15 protein-coding genes are annotated in these 18,543 nt (G+C 63.2%); 12 read left to right on the plus strand and 3 right to left on the minus strand.

The window, feature by feature from the left end:
• Nucleotides 1–456: 456 nt before the first annotated feature.
• Complete coding sequence (locus G1C98_RS02245; RefSeq protein WP_169078823.1) at nt 457–1,503, minus strand: LacI family DNA-binding transcriptional regulator; 1,047 nt, start codon at nt 1,501–1,503, stop codon at nt 457–459.
• A 204-nt stretch (nt 1,504–1,707) separates the two neighbouring features.
• Nucleotides 1,708–3,567, minus strand: a complete 1,860-nt coding sequence (gene ilvD, locus G1C98_RS02250; protein WP_169078824.1) for a dihydroxy-acid dehydratase — start codon at nt 3,565–3,567, stop codon at nt 1,708–1,710.
• Between the two features lie 124 nt (nt 3,568–3,691).
• Here ilvD and G1C98_RS09435 point away from each other — a divergent pair, with 124 nt between their 5' ends.
• The 8 genes from G1C98_RS09435 to G1C98_RS02285 all read left to right on the plus strand — a co-directional run bounded on the left by G1C98_RS09435 (nt 3,692) and on the right by G1C98_RS02285 (nt 12,395).
• Entirely contained in the window at nt 3,692–3,826 is a 135-nt protein-coding gene (locus G1C98_RS09435; protein ID WP_277347557.1) for a hypothetical protein, read from the plus strand.
• 179 nt (nt 3,827–4,005) lie between these two features.
• Nucleotides 4,006–5,127 (plus strand): peptide chain release factor 2, encoded by a 1,122-nt coding sequence (gene prfB / locus G1C98_RS02255; RefSeq protein WP_169078826.1) that lies wholly within the window; start codon nt 4,006–4,008, stop codon nt 5,125–5,127.
• A 53-nt stretch (nt 5,128–5,180) separates the two neighbouring features.
• Complete coding sequence (gene ftsE / locus G1C98_RS02260; protein WP_169078828.1) at nt 5,181–6,329, plus strand: cell division ATP-binding protein FtsE; 1,149 nt, start codon at nt 5,181–5,183, stop codon at nt 6,327–6,329.
• Complete coding sequence (gene ftsX / locus G1C98_RS02265; RefSeq protein ID WP_169078830.1) at nt 6,326–7,249, plus strand: permease-like cell division protein FtsX; 924 nt, start codon at nt 6,326–6,328, stop codon at nt 7,247–7,249. Before ftsE ends, ftsX begins: the two co-directional genes overlap by 4 nt.
• A 97-nt stretch (nt 7,250–7,346) precedes the next feature.
• On the plus strand, nt 7,347–8,765 hold the full coding sequence (locus G1C98_RS02270; protein WP_169079172.1) for a CHAP domain-containing protein: 1,419 nt from the start codon (nt 7,347–7,349) through the stop codon (nt 8,763–8,765).
• Nucleotides 8,766–8,900: 135 nt separating this feature from the next.
• Entirely contained in the window at nt 8,901–9,380 is a 480-nt protein-coding gene (gene smpB, locus G1C98_RS02275; RefSeq protein WP_169078832.1) for an SsrA-binding protein SmpB, read from the plus strand.
• Nucleotides 9,381–9,585: 205 nt separating this feature from the next.
• On the plus strand, nt 9,586–11,478 hold the full coding sequence (gene glmS, locus G1C98_RS02280; protein ID WP_169078834.1) for a glutamine--fructose-6-phosphate transaminase (isomerizing): 1,893 nt from the start codon (nt 9,586–9,588) through the stop codon (nt 11,476–11,478).
• A gap of 149 nt (nt 11,479–11,627) precedes the next feature.
• Nucleotides 11,628–12,395 (plus strand): pseudouridine synthase, encoded by a 768-nt coding sequence (locus G1C98_RS02285; protein WP_335341279.1) that lies wholly within the window; start codon nt 11,628–11,630, stop codon nt 12,393–12,395.
• 106 nt (nt 12,396–12,501) lie between these two features.
• Here the strand turns inward: G1C98_RS02285 and G1C98_RS02290 are convergent, their stop codons facing one another.
• Complete coding sequence (locus tag G1C98_RS02290) at nt 12,502–13,929, minus strand: DUF349 domain-containing protein (RefSeq protein WP_169078838.1); 1,428 nt, start codon at nt 13,927–13,929, stop codon at nt 12,502–12,504.
• A gap of 96 nt (nt 13,930–14,025) precedes the next feature.
• On the opposite strand from G1C98_RS02290, the gene hisS reads away from it, so the two are divergent.
• From hisS to G1C98_RS02310, 4 genes are all read left to right on the plus strand, one after another.
• The gene (gene hisS / locus G1C98_RS02295) at nt 14,026–15,405 is read left to right on the plus strand and encodes a histidine--tRNA ligase (protein ID WP_169078840.1); all 1,380 of its coding nucleotides are present in this window, start codon (nt 14,026–14,028) and stop codon (nt 15,403–15,405) included.
• A gap of 41 nt (nt 15,406–15,446) precedes the next feature.
• Entirely contained in the window at nt 15,447–17,246 is a 1,800-nt protein-coding gene (gene aspS / locus G1C98_RS02300; RefSeq protein WP_169078842.1) for an aspartate--tRNA ligase, read from the plus strand.
• Between the two features lie 161 nt (nt 17,247–17,407).
• Nucleotides 17,408–17,548, plus strand: coding sequence for a hypothetical protein (locus G1C98_RS02305; protein ID WP_169078843.1), 141 nt, complete (start codon nt 17,408–17,410; stop codon nt 17,546–17,548).
• A gap of 184 nt (nt 17,549–17,732) precedes the next feature.
• Nucleotides 17,733–18,530 (plus strand): amino acid ABC transporter ATP-binding protein, encoded by a 798-nt coding sequence (locus tag G1C98_RS02310; RefSeq protein WP_169078844.1) that lies wholly within the window; start codon nt 17,733–17,735, stop codon nt 18,528–18,530.
• The last annotated feature ends 13 nt before the right edge of the window (nt 18,531–18,543 follow it).

Consider the following 18,543-nt stretch of genomic DNA (forward strand, 5'->3'; position numbering starts at 1 on the left):
GTTTGATGTTGTGCGCTCCGGTGGTGGCTGCAATGCCGTTACCGAAACAGCATGGTTATATGATACATCGTCAAACGATTTACGTCAAACGATTTACGTTTTGAGTTCGAAATGAAAATATTTGCAACTTTGTCTAAACGACGATTTCTGGTGCAAAATCGCAGAAACTATGAAGGGTCTACCGGGGAGTCTCGGCGAGTCGCATGAAAGGTGATGACATCGGTTGCAAAATGGTGCAGGGCCGTAAATTAAGCAATACGAACCCTTTTGCCGAAATTGCTATAGACGGAAGGGGAGATGCCTTTCGTGCGTCTGACGCTATTGCACACGTTTGCAATACATTAGGGCGTTGAATCTGGGTGAACCTCACACGTGCGATGTGCGGTTTTGCCGCTGACGGTATCCACCTGCGGCATGGAACCGCCAGCAACGCATCGCGTACGGCCAACGGGTCCGCTACCGCCTCGCCACCGATCCCTTCTCCAGCAGCGTGCAGTGGATCTTCGCAGGAATCGGCGCATCGATGGGCGGCATGGGGGCGGTGGTCTTCGGCCACACGAAGTCGTCCAGCGGGCGATCCTCGATGATCGACACCAGCTTGGCCGCCGCCCAGAATCCCATTTCGAAATGCGGCAGCTCCACGGTGGTCAGCTGCGGGTACAGCGTCTCCGCGAACACACGGTGGTTGTCCACGCCCACCACTGAGATGTCCTTGCCGATGGTCAGTCCGCGCCGCGCCGCGCACTCGTAGACATACCAGGCACGGGCATCGTTGAAGCAGAAGAAGCCATCAGGCTGTTCGCGATCGAACATGTCGGAGACGGCCTGCAGCGCGGATTTCGGCTCCAGCACGTTCACCACCAGATTCTCGTCATAGCGTTTGCCGGCCTCTTCCATGGCGGCGCGGTAACCAGCCAGTCTGCCGTCCTGCGCGATCATCGGCCTGCTGCAGCCGATGTATGCGATGCGTCGGCACCCGGCCTGGACCAGATGCGTGGTGGCGTCGTACGCGATGGAGAACTCGTCCGGCTCCACGCTGGGAATCGCGCCGTTGCGGTCGGTCGCGTCGGTGAGCACCACGGGGTAGTCGCGCAGCTTCTCCGGAACATCGGTGACGCGGTTCGACATCTCCGCGTACAGGAAACCGTCCGCGCCGTAGCGTTTCAGCGCCTCGATCTCGTCGTCCTCCTTCATGCCGCCGTCCGTGCTGACGGTGATGAGCATGTAGCCGAGCTGGCTTGCCGCGCTTTGCGCGCCGAGGATCATGCCGCCTGCATACGGGGTGGTGGCCACCTCGTCGCTGATGAAGCCGAGAATGCGGGTGCTGTTGGTGCGTAGGGAACGAGCCATCGGATTGACCTTGTAACCGAGTCTACGTGCCGTCTCCCTTACGCGGGAGGCGACCTCCGCCTTGACCCTTCCCTCGTCGTGGTGGTTCATCACCAGCGACACCGTGGAGACAGATACCCCCGTCTGCTGCGCAATCTCTTTCATCGTCGTCATACCCCACACGATACACCCCGGTGCAAGTGCTGGCATGGTGGTGCCCGACTGTCGGCGGGGAAGAGGGAATTACAAAGAAAAGGAGACAAGAGAAGTGCCGGAAAACCACGGATGGGGCACAGCCATTCGGCTGCGCCCCATCCGGGAGTGCCGCGTGATGCGGGCGGCGGCACAACGCCCATAATCAAATCGACTGATCGACTATCAGGCGAGACCGGAGAGCTTGTCGATCAGCTCCGGGTCGCGGGTGGCGCCCTTATCGGCGGAACGCGCAAAGGCGGCGTAGGCCTTCAGCGCCTGGGACACCTTGCGGTCGCGGTGAGCCACGTAGCCGTCGCCGGCCTCGAGCTCGGCGCGGCGCTGAGCCAGCTCCTCGTCGGAAAGCTCGACGTTCACGGTACGGTTCGGAATGTCGATGTTGATGATGTCGCCGTTCTTGATGAGCGCGATCGGGCCCTTGTTCGCGGCCTCGGGCGCGATGTGGCCGATGGCCAGACCGGAGGAACCGCCGGAGTAACGGCCGTCGGTGAGCATGGCCACCTGCTTGCCGATGCCCTTGCCCTTGACGAAGGAGGTCGGGTACAGCATCTCCTGCATGCCCGGGCCGCCCTTCGGGCCCTCGTAGCGGATCACGAGCGCCATGCCGGGCTTCAACGTGTCGTTGAGGATGACCTCGATGGCCTGTTCCTGGGATTCGACGACCAGTGCCGGGCCGCGGAACGTCCAGATCTCCTTCGGCACGCCGGCGGTCTTCACCACGCAGCCGTCAGGCGCAAGGTTGCCGCGCAGCACGGCCAGACCGCCTTCGGTGACTGCCGGATGGTCGATGTCGTGGATGGCGCCGTTCACACGGTCGCGGTCGAGCGAATCGAACAGGGTGGTGTGCGTCCACGGTTCGGGGGAGACGATGTGGCCCGGTGCCGCCAGGTACATCTGCTTGGCCTGCTCGGTGCAGGTGTCGCGCATGATGTCCCAATCGTTGAGCTTGTCTTCCAGGGACTTGTAGTCGATGGAGTGCACGTCGCGGTGCAGCTTGCCCGCACGGTCGAGCTCGCCGAGGATGCCGGTGATGCCGCCTGCGCGGTGCACGTCGGAGATCTCCCATTCGCCGGACGGCGAGGCCTTGCAGATGCACGGCACGGTGTGGGAGATGCGCTCGATGTCGTCCAGCGTGAAGTCCACGTCGGCGGACTGCGCCATGGCGAGGATGTGCAGCACGGTGTTGGTGGAGCCACCCATGGCCACATCCATGGTCATGGCGTTCTCGAAGGCTTCCTTGGTGGCGATGGAGCGCGGCAGCACGGAGTCGTCGTCATCGTCGTAGTACTGCTTGGCGATCTTGACGACCTGCTCGGCGGCGCGCTTGAACAGATCCTTGCGGTAGGAGTGGGAGGCCAGGATGGTGCCGTTGCCCGGCAGTGCCAGGCCGATGGCCTCGGTCAGGCAGTTCATCGAGTTGGCGGTGAACATGCCGGCGCAGGAACCGCAGGTCGGGCAGACGGTCTTCTCATAGGCGAGCAGATCCTGCTCGTCCAGGTTGTCGTCGGCGGAGGCATACATCACGTCGATCAGATCGGTGTTCTTCTTCACGGTGCCGTCGGGCAGCACGGTGGTGCCGGCTTCCATCGGGCCGCCGGAGACGAACACGGTCGGGATGTTGAGACGCAGCGCGGCCATAAGCATGCCCGGCACGACCTTGTCGCAGTTCGGGATGCAGATCAGGGCATCGGCGCAGTGCGCGTTCACCTGGTACTCCACGGTGTCGGCGATGATGTCGCGGCTCGGCAGCGAGTACAGCATGCCGGTATGGCCCATGGCGATGCCGTCGTCCACGGCCATCGTGTTGAACTCGCGGGGGATGCCGCCAGCTTCCTTGATGGCTTCGGAGATAAGGCGTCCGACCTTGTTCAGGTGAACATGGCCCGGCAGGAACTCATCGAAGGAGTTGGCGATGGCGATGATCGGCTTGCCGAAATCCTTGCCATCCACGCCGGCGGCGCGGTAGAGGGCGCGAGCGCCCGCGAATACACGTCCATTCATTAGTTTTGCAGATCGCATTTCCATGCCTCTCATTCTTGCGTTGCAACGGGACACACGTTCCCCGGGGAATCACATTATGGAACCGTCGTTATGGAACCATCGGCGTAATCGTGTGCAAAATCCGCGCTGTTGCGTACACTTCTGCCCTATGAGTAACGATCAGCGGAATGAGCGCGAGATGCGCGAGCACCGCCGTCGCGTGGTGACGCGGACGGTGTGCATCGTCATCGCCGCGGCCATGCTGATCTCTGTGGTGGTTCCCGCCATCTACGCGGGTCTTTGACGCCCTTCGCATATTCCTGCGGGGGCGTTTTCCTGCGTCGAGCGGCTGGTTCGCGGCCGTAAGGGAAAGGGAAGACAACGGCGTGCCCGCAAAGAGTATGTGTAAAACCCGTGGGTCGGGCTGAAAACCCAAGTATGTTCACAGACAATTTCTACAGAACGAACGTAAGGTGAATCATAATGGCAGAATTTGATTTCTCCGAGGCGATTTCGGAGGCTCGTGCGAAGTACGACTCCATCGCCCAGGCTTTGGATATGGACCGCATGAAGGAGCAGATCGCCGAGCTGGAGCAGCAGGCGGCCGAGCCGGGCCTGTGGGACGATCCCGAGAACGCGCAGAAGGTGACCAGCCGCCTGTCCGCGGCGCAGGCGCAGCTCAAGCGCCTCAATTCCGCATCCCAGCGCATCGACGATGTGGAGACCCTGGTCGAGCTCGGCCAGGAGGAGGACGACGCCGACACCCTCGCCGAGGCGCAGGACGAGGTGAAGAAGATCCAGAGCGACCTGGACGATATGGAGATCCAGACGCTGCTGGACGGCGAGTACGACGAGCGTTCGGCGGTCGTCACGATCCGTTCCGGCGCCGGCGGCGTGGATGCCGCCGATTTCGCCCAGATGCTGCTGCGCATGTACCTGAGGTACTGCGAGCGCAATGGTTTCAAGGCCAAGGTGATGGACACCTCGTACGCCGAGGAGGCCGGCATCAAGTCGGCCACGTTCCAGGTGGACGCGCCGTACGCGTATGGCCGTCTGTCCGTCGAGGGCGGCACGCATCGTCTGGTGCGTATCTCCCCGTTCGACAACCAGGGCCGCCGCCAGACGAGCTTCGCCGCGGTCGAGGTCGTGCCGCTGGTCGAGGCGACCGATCACATCGACATCCCGGATTCGGATATCCGCGTGGATACGTACTGCTCCTCCGGCCCCGGCGGCCAGGGCGTGAACACGACTTACTCGGCCGTGCGCATCACCCACCTTCCCACCGGCCTGGTCGTGACCATGCAGGACGAGCGCTCGCAGATCCAGAACCGTGCCGCCGCCATGGCCGTGCTGCAGTCCCGACTGCTGGTGCTGCGCCACGAGGAGGAGGCCAAGAAGAAGAAGGAGCTGGCAGGCGACATCAAGGCCAGCTGGGGCGATCAGATGCGTTCGTACGTGCTGCACCCCTATCAGATGGTCAAGGATCTGCGCACCGGCTATGAGACCTCGCAGACCCAGGCCGTGTTCGACGGCGATCTGGACGGCTTCATCCAGGCCGGCATCCGCTGGCGCCATGAGCAGCGTCGCGCCAAGGCCGCGGAGTAACACTTCCCGCTCCCGCATGATCGTGCGGCGGGGACGGAAACGGAAGGAATGACATGGCACTGATTTCGTTGAATCATGTGAGCAAGATCTACCCCAAGGGGACCAGACCCGCGCTCAACGATGTCAATCTCGACATCGAGCGCGGCGATTTCGTGTTCCTGGTGGGCGCTTCGGGCTCCGGCAAGACCACCTTGCTGAGTCTGCTGCTGCGTGAGGAGGAGGCCACGGAGGGCGAGATCCGAGTCGCCGGCAACGATCTGCGGCGCATCACCAATCGGCAGGTGCCGCAGTACCGTCGTTCCATCGGTTTCGTGTTCCAGGACTACAAGCTGCTGAACAACAAGACCGTGTGGCAGAACGTCGCGTTCGCCCTGGAGGTCATCGGCATGCGCCGTTCGGCGATCAAGTCGATGGTGCCGAAGGTGCTGGAGACCGTGGGGCTCACCGGCAAGGAGAAAAGCTATCCGCATGAGCTGTCCGGCGGCGAGCAGCAGCGTGTGGCCATCGCCCGCGCCTATGTGAACCACCCGCAGATCCTGCTTGCCGACGAGCCTACGGGCAACCTCGACCCGACCACTTCGCTGGGCATCATGGAGGTGCTGGATGCCATCAACCGCACCGGCACCACCGTGGTCATGGCCACGCATAACGAGGAGATCGTCAATTCGATGCGCAAGCGTGTGGTCGAGCTGCACAGCGGCAGCATCGTGCGTGACGAGGAGCATGGTTCCTATGATTCCGCGGTGTTCTTCCCCGATTCCGAAGTGACGAGCAAATCCCATCAGGCGCTGCGTTCGAGCGGTGGCGTCGATATGGTGGGCGGCGAGCCGCACACCGCCGTGGATGCGATGCATGCCGCGGCCATCGCGGCGCATGTCATGGACGGGGGAGAGGGCATCGCCCGCCTGGCCCAGTCCGTGCATTCCGGTCGTACCGGTCGCTATGGCGAGGCGTTCGCCTCCCCCGAGGACACCATGACCTGGGGCAGGGGCCTGCCGTTGGACGAGATGGCGAAGGATGAGCGGAACGGCGGTCAGGGCGATTCCCAGGGTGCCGCGCCCGCGCAGGGCGACGAGGCGTTCATGCCGCCGGCACCGCCGGTTCCGCCGTCCGCGCCCGCCGCGCCGACACCGCCTGCCCCGCCGCAACCGCCGGCAGCGGACCATGGCATTCGAACCGATGATCAGGAGGGTACCCGATGAGAATGCGATTCATCCTTTCGGAAACGTGGACGAGTCTGAAGCGCAACGTGCCGATGATCATCTCGGTCATGCTCGTCACGTTCATCTCCTTCGTGTTCATCGGCGCCTCCGCGCTGTTGCAGGTCCAGGTCAACAAGGCCAAGGGCGACTGGTATTCCAAGGTCGAGGTCGTGGTCTACCTGTGCCCGGACGGCACCAGCCAGGCCGCCACCTGCGCCGCGGGCAAGGCACCTACCCAGCAGGAGATCGTGGAACTCGAGGACTTCATCCACCAGGAGCTGCGCGACAACGTCTCCAAGATCACCTATGTGAGCCGTGAGGACTTCTACAAGAACACCTTCCTGAAGAAATACCCGGACGGCAAATACCAAGGGCGCACCCTGACCGCCGCCGACATGCAGGACTCCCTCCAGCTCAAATTGAAAGATCCGACCAAATACAAGATGGTCTCCGAGGTATTGTCCGGCAAGAGCGGCGTGGAAAGCGTGGTCGACCAGAAACAGATCTTCGACCCGGTGTTCGCCGTGCTCAACCGCGCCACGGTGGTCACGGTGACGCTCGCCGCCGTCATGGTGGTCGTGGCGATCCTGCTGACCGGAACCACGATCCGCATGTCCGCCGCGTCACGCAAGAACGAGACGGAGATCATGCGACTGGTCGGCGCCTCGAACTGGACGATCCAGCTGCCGTTCATCCTGGAAGGGCTCTTCGCCTCCCTGGTGGGTTCGCTGCTGGCATGCGGCACACTGGCCGCGATCGTGCAGGTGTTCATCACCGATGGCGTCGCGCAGTCGGTGAGCTGGATCCCGTTCGTCACGCAGGCGACGGTGTGGCTCGTCTCGCCGGCGCTGATCGCGGGGGCGCTGCTGCTGTCCGTCATCGCGTCCGTCGTCTCCCTGCACCGCTACCTCAAGGCCTGATTGACGGTTCAGGAACTGCCGCTACAATGTGCCGAAGGAAGTAGGAGGTCCCACAGTAGTGAACAAGCGAACAAAGTCCGCGAAAGCCGTCATCGGCATGGCCATCTCATGCGCGACGGTCATGGCCGCGGGATTGGCGGTCACCACCACGAACGTGCCGACCGCGCGAGCGGCATCCTATGCGGAGTTGCAGCAGAAGAAAGCCAATCATGAGAACCTCAAGGCGCAGCTCGCCGGAGTGAACTCCGACCTGGCCAGCACCATCGAGGAACTGAACGATCTGGCCAACAACCAGATTCCGGCCGCCCAGCAGGCCGCCCAGGAGGCGTTGCAGGCGTCGTACCAGGCGCAGAGCCTGGCCGATGCGACGAACCAGCGTCTTGAGGCTGCCAAGCAGGACAAGGCCACGCTTGAGCAGAAGATCAAGGAGACCGGCATCGAATACGACGATGCCAAGGATTCCGTCGCCGAGATCGCACGCAACAGCTTCCACGGCTCCGACGCGTCCAAGATGATGGACGTGGTCACCGACGCCAAGACCACCGACGAATTCGTGGCGCAGATGCAGTCCGACGCCGCGGCCGCGCGTTCCGCGTCCAATACGGCGGACGCGGCCGCCACCACGCTCAACACGTCGATGAACCGCCAGCAGCGTCTCGACGCCATCGAACAGCAGATCACCAAGCTCAAGGAACAGGCCGACGCCCAGGCCGCGGCCGCCCAGAAGGCCTCGCAGGACGCCGCCGACAAGCAGAGCAACCTCGAGGCGCTGCAGGTCAAGGACAGCTCGGTACGCGAACAGCTCGAATCCAAGAAGAGCAGCCTGACCTCGCAAAGCGCCAAGGAGGCGGCTGAAATCGTCTCCCTGCAGGCGGAACTCGCCGCCATGGCGGCCAAGGCCGCGGCCGAGGAAGCCGCGCGCCGGGCCAGCGCCAGCAGTTACACGCCGTCGAGCGTCGGCCAGCAGACCGGCAGCTCATCCGGCTCGTCGAACTCCGGTTCCAGCGCCAGCGCCGGTTCCTCCAATACCGCATCCGGCGGCAACACCAGCAGCGGCAATTCCGGCGGCGGCTCCGCCAGCGGCATGAACTACGCCGTGCCCGGCAGCTGCCCCGAAGGATCGAGCTACTGCTACGGGCACAACACCGGCAATACGGTGGGCGGTTCCGCCTACCCGGCACGCCAGTGCACCCTGTGGGCGTATCTGCGCCGCTCCCAGCTGAGCCTGCCCGTGGGTTCCTATATGGGCAACGGCGCACAGTGGGCGGCCACCGCGCGAGGACTCGGCTATTACGTCAACAACACCCCGCACGTCGGGGCGGCGATGGTGTTCTCCCAGGGCCAGAGCGTCGGCGGCCATTGGACCGCCGACTGGCAGTACGGCCATGTGGCGGTCGTGGAACGCGTGAACTCCGACGGTTCCGTGCTGATCTCCGAAGGCGGTACCGGATTCTCGACCTTCCCCGCATGGGAGACCATCTCGAACGCCGGCAACTACCAGTACGTGCACTACTGATCGGCACATACCGATCGGCACCGCCGGATAGACCGGCCGCCGGCCGGCAAGCACCCGTGACGCCGCCTGATGCGATTCAGGCGGCGTTGCTGTTATTGTGGAAAGTTGCGAAAACTCTCAGGAAAGGAGGAGACCATGGCCAAGGAACAAGGCACGAAGCTGATCGCGCAGAACAAGAAGGCGCGTCATGATTACGCCATCGAAGACAAGTACGAGGCCGGTCTGGTCCTGACGGGCACCGAGGTCAAATCCCTGCGCGAAGGGCGCGCATCCCTCGCCGAGGCATTCGTCTCCATCGACAGGCGCGGCGAGATGTGGTTGGAGAACGCGAACATCCCCGAATACCTCAACGGTACGTGGAACAACCATGCGCCCAAGCGCAAGCGCAAGCTGCTGCTGCACGAACGCGAGATCATCAAGCTGTCGAGGCAGAGCGAGGCCAAGGGGTACACGATCATCCCGCTCAGCCTGTACTTCAAGGACGGCCGTGTGAAGGCGGAGATCGCGCTGGCGCGAGGCAAGCGCGAATTCGACAAGCGCCAGGCGTTGCGTGAGGAACAGGACAAGCGCGAGGCATTGCGCGCCATGCGCTACGCCAACAAGCGCGTGCGCTGAGCGGAATTATGTAGACATGCGGTAAATGCATGGCGATGCGGCGGCGGCCCGCAACAAGTCTCTGACACACTTGTTGTGGAATCGCCGCGTTGCGTGCGGCCGCGGCTCGAAGCGGCGCCTGTGGCGACACGGCGGCATTCGTGCCATGAAAGCGATATCCGCGCTCCGTCCATCACGGTGCGCGGCGGATTAGGGCTGGTGAAATATGTGTGGAATCGTCGGATACGCAGGACGGATCGAAACCGCGTGCGGCAAGCCGCTGGAGGTCTGCCTCCAAGGCCTGCAACGACTTGAATACCGTGGCTACGATTCGGCGGGCGTGGCATTGAGCGCACCGGGCATGGACCATGTCGAGGTGCGCAAGAAGGCCGGCCGCCTTTCCAATCTGGTGGAAGACATCGAGCACAACCCGATGCCGATGGCCACGGTGGGCATCGGCCACACCCGTTGGGCCACCAACGGCGTGCCGAACGACATCAACGCGCATCCGCACACCTCCCGTGACGGCAAGGTCGCCATCATCCACAACGGCATCATCGAGAACGCCTCCCAGCTGCGTCTCGACCTGCAGACCGAAGGCTATCGTTTCGCCTCCGACACGGACACCGAGGTCGCGGCCAAGCTGCTGGGCAAGATCACCGACAAGATCATCGAGGAGGAAGGCAAGCCGGACCTGTTCAAGGCCATCCGGCGTCTCGCCCGTATGCTTGAGGGCGCGTTCACCATCCTCGCCACCGACTGCCGCCAGCCGGACATCGTGGTCGGCGCACGCCATGATTCCCCGCTGGTCGTGGGCCTGGGCGAAGGCGAGAACTTCCTCGGCTCCGATGTGGCCGCGTTCGTTGCCTACACGAAGCGTGCCATGGAGGTCGATCAGGACCAGGCCGTGTGCGTGAGCGCCGACAAGGTGATCGTCTCCGACTTCATGGGCAACATCGTGTCCGATCCGAAGGTCTACACCGTGGACTGGGATGCCTCCGCCGCCGAGAAGGGCGGCTGGGATTCCTTCATGGACAAGGAGATCCATGAGGATCCCGCAGCGGTGCAGCGCACCCTGCTCGGTCGTCTCGACAAGAACGGCGCGCTCAACCTCGACGAGGTGCGCATCGACGAGCACGACTTCAAGGCCATCGACAAGATCATCGTCATCGCCTGCGGCACCGCCGCCTACGCCGGCATGGTCGCCAAATACGCCATCGAACATTGGGTGCGCATCCCCGTCGAGGTCGAGCTCGCCCACGAATTCCGTTACCGTGACCCGATTCTCACCCCGCGCACGCTGGTCGTCGCCATCTCGCAGTCCGGCGAGACCATGGACACGCTGATGGCGCTGCGCCACGCCCGCGAACAGGGCTCCAAGGTGCTGGCCATCTGCAATACGCAGGGCGCCACCATTCCGCGCGAATCCGACGCCGTGCTGTACACGCACGCGGGCCCGGAGGTCGCGGTCGCCTCGACCAAGGCGTTCGTGGCGCAGATCACCGCCGCCTACGTGCTCGGCCTGTACCTTGCGCAGGTGAAGGGCGCGATGTACCGCGACGAGATCCAGCAGACGCTCGACTCGCTCAAGGACATGCCGCGCAAGATCCAGTGGGTCCTCGACACGCAGACCGACACCATCCAGGCGGCCGCCAAGCAGATGGTCGATGCCAAGTCGTTCCTGTTCCTCGGCCGCCACGTCGGCTATCCGGTCGCCATGGAAGGCGCGTTGAAGCTCAAGGAGATCGCCTACACCTTCACCGAGGGCTTCGCCGCCGGCGAGCTCAAGCACGGACCGATCGCGCTGGTCGACGAAGGCGAGCCGGTCGTGTTCATCGTGCCGCCGGCGCGCGGCCGCAACGTACTGCATGCCAAGGTGATCTCCGGCATCGAAGAGGTCAAGGCGCGCGGCGCGTACATCATCGCCGTGGCCGAGGAGAACGACGCCGACGTGGAGCGCTATGCCGACGTGGTGTTCTGGCGCCCGGCATGCCCCACGCTGATGAGCCCGCTGGTGGACGTGGTGCCGCTGCAGCTGTTCGCCATGGACATGGCCAAGCTGAAGAAGTACGACGTGGACAAGCCCCGTAACCTCGCCAAGTCCGTTACCGTCGAATAGTCGTAGCGCATGTCGCTGCTTGGCATGGCCGGCATACGCCGTTACGTTGCGCATGGATCTGCACAAAGCCGAATGCGCGGCGTTTCGGCGTATGCCGGCCTTCGTGCAGTCGGGAGAGTTTTGTGAAACAGGAGCGTAGGCACCGGTATGTGACCGAGGAACCGCATATTCCGTTCGACTGTACGGTGCTGTATGAGGACGAGCGGATCATTGTGGTGGATAAGCCGCATTTTCTGGCCACCACGCCTCGTGGTATGTGGTATCGGGAGACGGCGCTGATTCGGCTGCGGCAGACTTATGGCGAACCGGACATCATACCCGCGCACCGGCTGGATCGCCTGACCGCGGGCATTGTGGTGTTCGTGCGTGACCGTGCCAGCCGGGGTGCCTACCAGCTGCTGTTCCAGAACCATCTGGCGGTGAAGACCTACGAATGTCTGGCGCCGCTCAGACCGATCGGCAGGCCGTGCTTCGGCACCATACGCAAGTTGGAACCGCCCAGGCCGTTTCCGTTGGAACGGCGGTCGCGCATCGTCAAACAGCGGGGGATACTGCAAGCCTATGAGGAGCCCGGCACGCCGAATGCCGAAACGCTGATCGAACGTGTGGGACTGGGGCATATGGATCGTACGGGACATCCGCTTTCTGGAATGGACGGCCGCCATATGGTGGCGCGATATGTGCTGCATCCGCGAACCGGCAAGACGCACCAGTTGAGAGTGCACATGAATTCGCTGGGACTGCCCATCATGGGGGACGACTTCTATCCGCGCATCATCGAACATGCCTACGATGATTTTTCCAATCCGCTGGAACTGGTGGCCCGCGAACTCGAATTCGACGATCCGCTGACCGGCGAACACCGCCGCTTCACCTCGCGCATCCCCTTGAATGAGGGGTTGGGGGAGTGGCGCTGACTGCAAACGACTCACATGGACATACATACGCCGGAGGGCGGCACCCATACGGATGCCGCCCTCCGGCGTATCGCTATGATTCAGGCTGGTGAAAGCCGAAGCCGAATCACTTCACCGCGTTCAGCCACTGCTCCTTGGTGGCCTTCTCGGCTTCGAGCTTGGCCTTCTTGGCTGGATCGGTTTCGGCTGCGATCTTGGCGTCGAGTTCGGCGAGCTGGGCGTTGAGCTGCTCCTCGAAGCTGGACTTGCGGGCGTCGGCCTCGGGGTCGGACTGCTTCCAAGCAGCCTCCTCGACGGACTTGATCTGCTTGTCCACCTCGTCCAGACGGCCTTCGATGCGGCGCATGTCCTCGCGCGGCACATAGCCGATCTGATCCCACTCGTCCTGAATCGCGGCCAGAGCCTGACGAGCCTGCTTGGCGGCCTTCTCGTCGGCCACCGGTACCAGCGCCTCGGCCTTCTTCAGCAACTCCTCCTTCTTGGCGAGATTCTCCTTCTCATCGGCGGAGATCTGCTCACGATCGGCCTGACGGGCATTGAAGAAGGTATCGGCGGCCTCGCGGAAACGAGCCCACAGGGCATCGTCCTCATTGCGGCCTGCACGACCGGCCTTCTTCCAACGGTCCATCAGCTCGTTGAACTGGCGGGAGGTTTCGCCCCAGGCGGTGGAGTTCTTGATCTCATTAGCCTCGGCGATGATCGCCTCCTTGGCGGCCTTGGCCTGGTTGCGCTCGTTGTCGCGAGCCTGCGCCCACTTGCGGCGGGACTGGTTGAAGGTGGTGCGGGCGGCGGAGAAACGCTTCCACAGCTCGTCGGCGTCCTTCTTGTCGATGCGCACGTTGTTGCGCTGGTGTGCCTGCCATTCGTCGAACAGGGCACGGAACTTGTCGGCGGTGGAACGCCAGTTGGTGTTGTCGCCAAGACCGGCGGCCAGGGCCTCGGCCTTCTCCACGATGGCGGTGCGTCCGGCCACGGCGGCGGCCACGGCGGCCTTGCGGGCTTCGGCCAGCTCGGTCTTCTTGGCTTCGGCCTTGACCTTCAGGTCTTCGTACTGGGCCTTCAGTGCGGCCAGATCGCCCACCACGGCGGGGGAGTTGGTCTCCTCGGCGAGCATCTTCATGGTCTCGTCGATCTCGCGGGACTTGATGTTCGAGCTCTTCAGGCGTGCCGCCAGAGCGTCGAGCTTGGCCTTGAGATCCAGGAAGCGACGGGCATACAGCGCCAGCGCCTCCTCCTTGGACACGTCGGGGAACTGGCCGACCTCACGCTCGCCTTCGCCTTCCTTGACGAACACGGTGCCGTTCTCGTCGACGCGGCCGAATGCCTCGGCTTCCTTGACCTGGGCTTCGGTGTAGGTGGCGGCGGCCGGTGCTGCGACGCGGCGGGCTGCCGGCGCGGCCTTCTTGGCGAATGCGGCGGGGGAGGGAGCGTGGGGCTTCGGAGCGGCGGGCTTCGGTGCCTTGGTCGCTTCGTGCGTTTCCTGTGCGGTGGTCTCGGTGGTGGTTTCGTTCTTGGTGACGTTGTCGTCGGCCATGGCCAGCTCCTTACAGCTTGGAAGTGTGTGCATCGCGCTTCACATCCTGACAGAACAGGAATGTTTGACGCAACCTTCACCTATTATATTGATTCCGTGGCTAAAGGCGCATCAATATCAGGATTTCCAGAGTGGCTCCCCTCTGAACGTGTTGTGGAGCAGCGTGTCATCGACACGCTCCGTGAAGTATTCGAGCTCAATGGCTTCCTCGGCATCGAGACAAGAGCCGTGGAAACTGGGGCTTCGCTGCTGAAGAAGGGCGAGACCAGCAAAGAGATCTATCTGCTGAGTCGTCTGCAGGATGTCGGCAACGAATCCGACACTCCGATTGAGGAGCGACTCGGCCTGCACTTCGATCTGACCGTGCCGCTGAGCCGGTACGTGGTCGAGCATTCGGGCGATCTCGCATTCCCGTTCAAGCGTTGGCAGATCCAGAAGGTGTGGCGTGGCGAGCGCCCGCAGGAGGGCCGTTTCCGCGAGTTCGTCCAGGCCGACATCGATGTGATCGGCAACGGCGATCTGCCGGACCACTACGAGGTGGAACTGCCGCTGGTCATGGTCTCCGCGTTGGAACGCCTGCGCGAGTTCGGCCTGCCCAAGGCGACCGTGCATGCGAACAACCGCAAGCTTTCCGAAGGCTTCTACCGTGGCCTGGGCCTTGACGACATCGAGGGCGTGCTGCGTGAGATCGACAAGCTCGACAAGATCGGTGCCGACGAGGTGGCCAAGCTGCTCGTCGAGACCTGCGGCGCGAGCGAGAGCCAGGCGCAGGCCTGCCTCGAACTGGCCGAGCTGACCGCCGCCGACGGCACCGAGCTGGCCGAGAAGTTCGACGCCCTTGCCGCCAAGCACGGCATCTCCACCGATTCCGAGGCATACACGCTGGCCCGCGAGGGTCTGGACACGCTGGCCATGATCGTCGATCAGGCCGCTGCTATCCGCCCGGGCTCCGTCATCGCGGATCTTAAGATCGCCCGCGGCTTGGACTACTACACCGGTTCCGTGTACGAGACCTTCCTCGACGGCGCCGCATCCCTCGGCTCCATCTGCTCCGGCGGACGTTACGACAATCTCGCCTCCCAGGGCAACCGCAAGTACCCGGGCGTGGGTCTGTCCATCGGCCTGAGCCGACTGGTCAGCTACATGCTGCATACGGCCGGCGCTCACGCCAACCGCGTGTCCCCGGCGAGCGTGCTCGTTGCAGTGTGGAACGAAAGCGAGCGTGCCGAGTCCAACGCCATCGCCAACGCGCTGCGCGCCCGTGGCATCGCCGCCGATGTGGCACCTACCGCCGCCAAGCTGGGCAAGCAGATCAAGTACGCCGACAAGCTCGGCATTCCGTACGTGTGGTTCCCCGGCCAGGAGGGTGCCGGCGACGAGGTGAAGAACATCGTTTCCGGCGAACAGAAGCCGGCTGACCGCACGTCGTGGGAGCCCGATACTGTTAATGCCCGGCAAACCGTTGTTATTGATTGATGAATCGATGAATCATCGATGAAATTGGGAGTATGCAAAGCATGAGCCAGACGGCATATAGAACACATCATGCCACTGAAGTCACCGAGGCTCTCGTCGGCCAGAAGGTCACCCTGTCCGGTTGGGTCGACCGTCGCCGCGACCATGGTGGAGTCGCCTTTATCGATCTGCGCGATTCCTCCGGCCTGGTGCAGGTCGTCATCTACGACGAGGAGCAGGCGCGTCCGCTGCGCTCCGAGTTCGTGATCCAGGTCACCGGCGAGGTGCGCCTGCGTCCGGAAGGCAACGAGAACGAGCATCTTGCCACCGGCAAGATCGAGGTCGTGGCCGAGGACATCACGGTGCTCGCCAAGTCCGACGCCCTGCCGTTCCAGGTGTCCACCGCGCTGGAGAACGAGTCCGAGAACAAGCTGCCGGGCGAGGAAGTGCGTCTGAAGTACCGTTACCTCGACCTGCGCCGCCCGGGCATGCAGCGCAACCTGAAGCTGCGCTCCGACATGGCCAAGGCCGCCCGTCACGCACTTGAGGATCTGGACTTCACCGAGGTCGAGACCCCGACGTTCATCAAGTCCACTCCGGAAGGCGCACGCGACTTCGTGGTGCCGGCCCGTCTGGTGCCGGGCTCCTGGTACGCGCTGCCGCAGTCCCCGCAGCTGCTCAAGCAGCTGCTCATGGTATCCGGTGTCGAGCGCTACTACCAATTCGCCCGCTGCTACCGTGACGAGGACTTCCGTGCGGATCGCCAGCCCGAATTCACCCAGCTGGATATGGAAATGGCCTACGTGGATCAGGAAGACGTGATGGCCATGGCCGAAAAGGTCATCGCCGCCATCTGGAAGGCCGCCGGCTATGAGGTCCAGCTGCCGTTGCCGCGCATCACCTGGCAGGAAGCCATGGATAAGTACGGCTCCGACAAGCCCGACCTGCGTTTCGGCAACCCGATCATCGAGCTGACCGACTACTTCAAGAACACCCCGTTCCGTGTGTTCCAGGCCCCGTATGTGGGTGCCGTGCTCTTCAAGGGCGGTGCCTCCACGCCTCGCCGTCAGTTCGACGCCTGGCAGGAATGGGCCAAGCAGCGTGGCGCCAAGGGCCTCGCCTATGTGCAGTTCACCGCCGACGGCGAGCTCAAGGGCCCCGTGGCCAAGAACCTGTCCGACGAGGAGCGCGCCGGCCTGAAGGAAGCCGTTGGCGCTGAGGACGGCGACGCCGTGTTCTTCGCCGCAGGTGCCCGCGAGTCCTCCCAGCTGCTGCTGGGTGCCGCCCGTGTGGAGCTCGCCTCCCGCGCCGGCCTGCTCGACCCGAAGAAGTTCGCCTTCACCTGGGTCGTGGACTTCCCGCTGTTCAAGCCGACCGACGATCCGGACGACGACGATGTGGCTGTCGGCCACTCCAAGTGGACCTCCATGCACCACCCGTTCACCATGCCGTCCAAGGATTGGATCGACAAGTTCGATAAGGATCCGGAACACGCCATGTCCGACTCCTACGACATCGTCTGCAACGGCGAGGAGATGGGCGGCGGCTCCGTGCGTATCCACCGCGACGACATCCAGGACCGCGTGCTCAACGTGCTCGGCATCAGCAAGGAAGAGGCCGAAGACAAGTTCGGCTTCCTGCTGGAGGCCTTCAAGTACGGTGCACCGCCTCACGCGGGCATCGCACTGGGCTGGGATCGTACCGTGTCCATCCTTGCCGGCGCCCCGTCCATCCGCGACGTCATCGCCTTCCCGAAGGCCGGCGGCGGACGTGACCCGCTGACCGGCGCCCCGGCTCCGATCTCCGACGAGCAGCGCGCCGAGACCGGCGTCGACTACGACCCGGATGAGGATGAGGACTGATCTCTCCCTATAAACGGATATAACAGACAAGCGCCAGGCCGTGCATTCGTGCGGTCTGGCGCTTGCCGTTTCGCCTCTGATATCGACATTTCCGCAGAAGTTCACCTGCCGTTCTCACAGCCGTATGCGATGCGACACTCCGTGTGGCTAGCGTCGGAGCCATGAACGGTTATCTGTGGACGCATATGCATGATTGGTTTGTCCGGAACGTTCCGGAACAGGTATTCTTCACGGCCGTGGGCGCGGCCGTGGCGGTCTCGATTGTCGTCATCGCGGCGCTGCGCATGACGATGCTGGACTGATTCCGCCGAACCGTCCGATCCGTCAATTTGTCAGGACGGGTACGTTCCCGTGTACTCCCGCACATTGTCCCTGCACTCCGCGCCAAGGGCGTAGCACGCACCATAAACGGCATGTTTCCACCGAATTCCGGCGTTGATGAGACGAAAACCGGATAGAAACATACTTCGTTTATACTGTGCATCTATGTCAGATATGAATGAACGCAATATCTCGCGCCCGCTGGTGCCGGGCACCGAAGAGAGCGGCCAGCCGCTCGTGGAACTCACCCACGTGGAGAAGCATTTCGGCGATCTCCACGTTCTCAAAGACATCAATCTCACCGTCGGCAAAGGCGAGGTGCTGGTCATCGTAGGACCGTCCGGATCAGGCAAGTCCACCATGTGCCGCACCATCAACCGACTGGAAACCATCGACTCCGGCGTCATTCGCATCGATGGCCAGCCCCTTCCCGAGGAAGGCAAGGAGCTCGCCAACCTGCGAGCCGAAGTGGGCATGGTGTTCCAGTCCTTCAACCTGTTCGCCAACAAGACCATTCTCGACAACGTCACCCTCGCCCCCATCAAGGTCCGTCATATGGACAAGAAGGCGGCGGAGGACATGGCCATGGATCTGCTCGATCGCGTAGGCGTCGCCAGCCAGGCCTCCAAGATGCCGTCCCAGCTTTCCGGCGGCCAGCAGCAGCGCGTGGCCATCGCCCGCGCCCTGGCCATGAAGCCCAAGGTCATGCTGTTCGACGAGCCGACCTCCGCGCTTGATCCGGAAATGGTCAACGAGGTGCTCGACGTCATGGTCCAGCTGGCGCGCGAGGGCATGACCATGCTGTGCGTCACCCATGAGATGGGCTTCGCGCGCAAGGTGGCCGACAAGGTCGTGTTCATGGCCGACGGCCAGATTCTGGAACAGGCCTCGCCCGAGGAGTTCTTCGAGCATCCGCAGACGGATCGTGCCAAGGACTTCCTCTCGAAGATCCTGACCCACTGAGGAAGAGGGCAGA

This window comes from Bifidobacterium erythrocebi, from assembly GCF_012932675.1.
GTDB lineage: Bacteria > Actinomycetota > Actinomycetes > Actinomycetales > Bifidobacteriaceae > Bifidobacterium > Bifidobacterium erythrocebi.

Coding starts and splice junctions, on each gene's coding strand:
- G1C98_RS02245 (WP_169078823.1), bottom strand. CDS start 1,503: ATGACGACGATGAAAGAGATTGCGCAGCAGACGGGGGTATCTGTCTCC.
- ilvD (WP_169078824.1), bottom strand. CDS start 3,567: ATGGAAATGCGATCTGCAAAACTAATGAATGGACGTGTATTCGCGGGC.
- G1C98_RS09435 (WP_277347557.1), top strand. CDS start 3,692: ATGAGTAACGATCAGCGGAATGAGCGCGAGATGCGCGAGCACCGCCGT.
- prfB (WP_169078826.1), top strand. CDS start 4,006: ATGGCAGAATTTGATTTCTCCGAGGCGATTTCGGAGGCTCGTGCGAAG.
- ftsE (WP_169078828.1), top strand. CDS start 5,181: ATGGCACTGATTTCGTTGAATCATGTGAGCAAGATCTACCCCAAGGGG.
- ftsX (WP_169078830.1), top strand. CDS start 6,326: ATGAGAATGCGATTCATCCTTTCGGAAACGTGGACGAGTCTGAAGCGC.
- G1C98_RS02270 (WP_169079172.1), top strand. CDS start 7,347: ATGGCCATCTCATGCGCGACGGTCATGGCCGCGGGATTGGCGGTCACC.
- smpB (WP_169078832.1), top strand. CDS start 8,901: ATGGCCAAGGAACAAGGCACGAAGCTGATCGCGCAGAACAAGAAGGCG.
- glmS (WP_169078834.1), top strand. CDS start 9,586: ATGTGTGGAATCGTCGGATACGCAGGACGGATCGAAACCGCGTGCGGC.
- G1C98_RS02290 (WP_169078838.1), bottom strand. CDS start 13,929: ATGGCCGACGACAACGTCACCAAGAACGAAACCACCACCGAGACCACC.
- aspS (WP_169078842.1), top strand. CDS start 15,447: ATGAGCCAGACGGCATATAGAACACATCATGCCACTGAAGTCACCGAG.
- G1C98_RS02305 (WP_169078843.1), top strand. CDS start 17,408: ATGAACGGTTATCTGTGGACGCATATGCATGATTGGTTTGTCCGGAAC.
- G1C98_RS02310 (WP_169078844.1), top strand. CDS start 17,733: ATGTCAGATATGAATGAACGCAATATCTCGCGCCCGCTGGTGCCGGGC.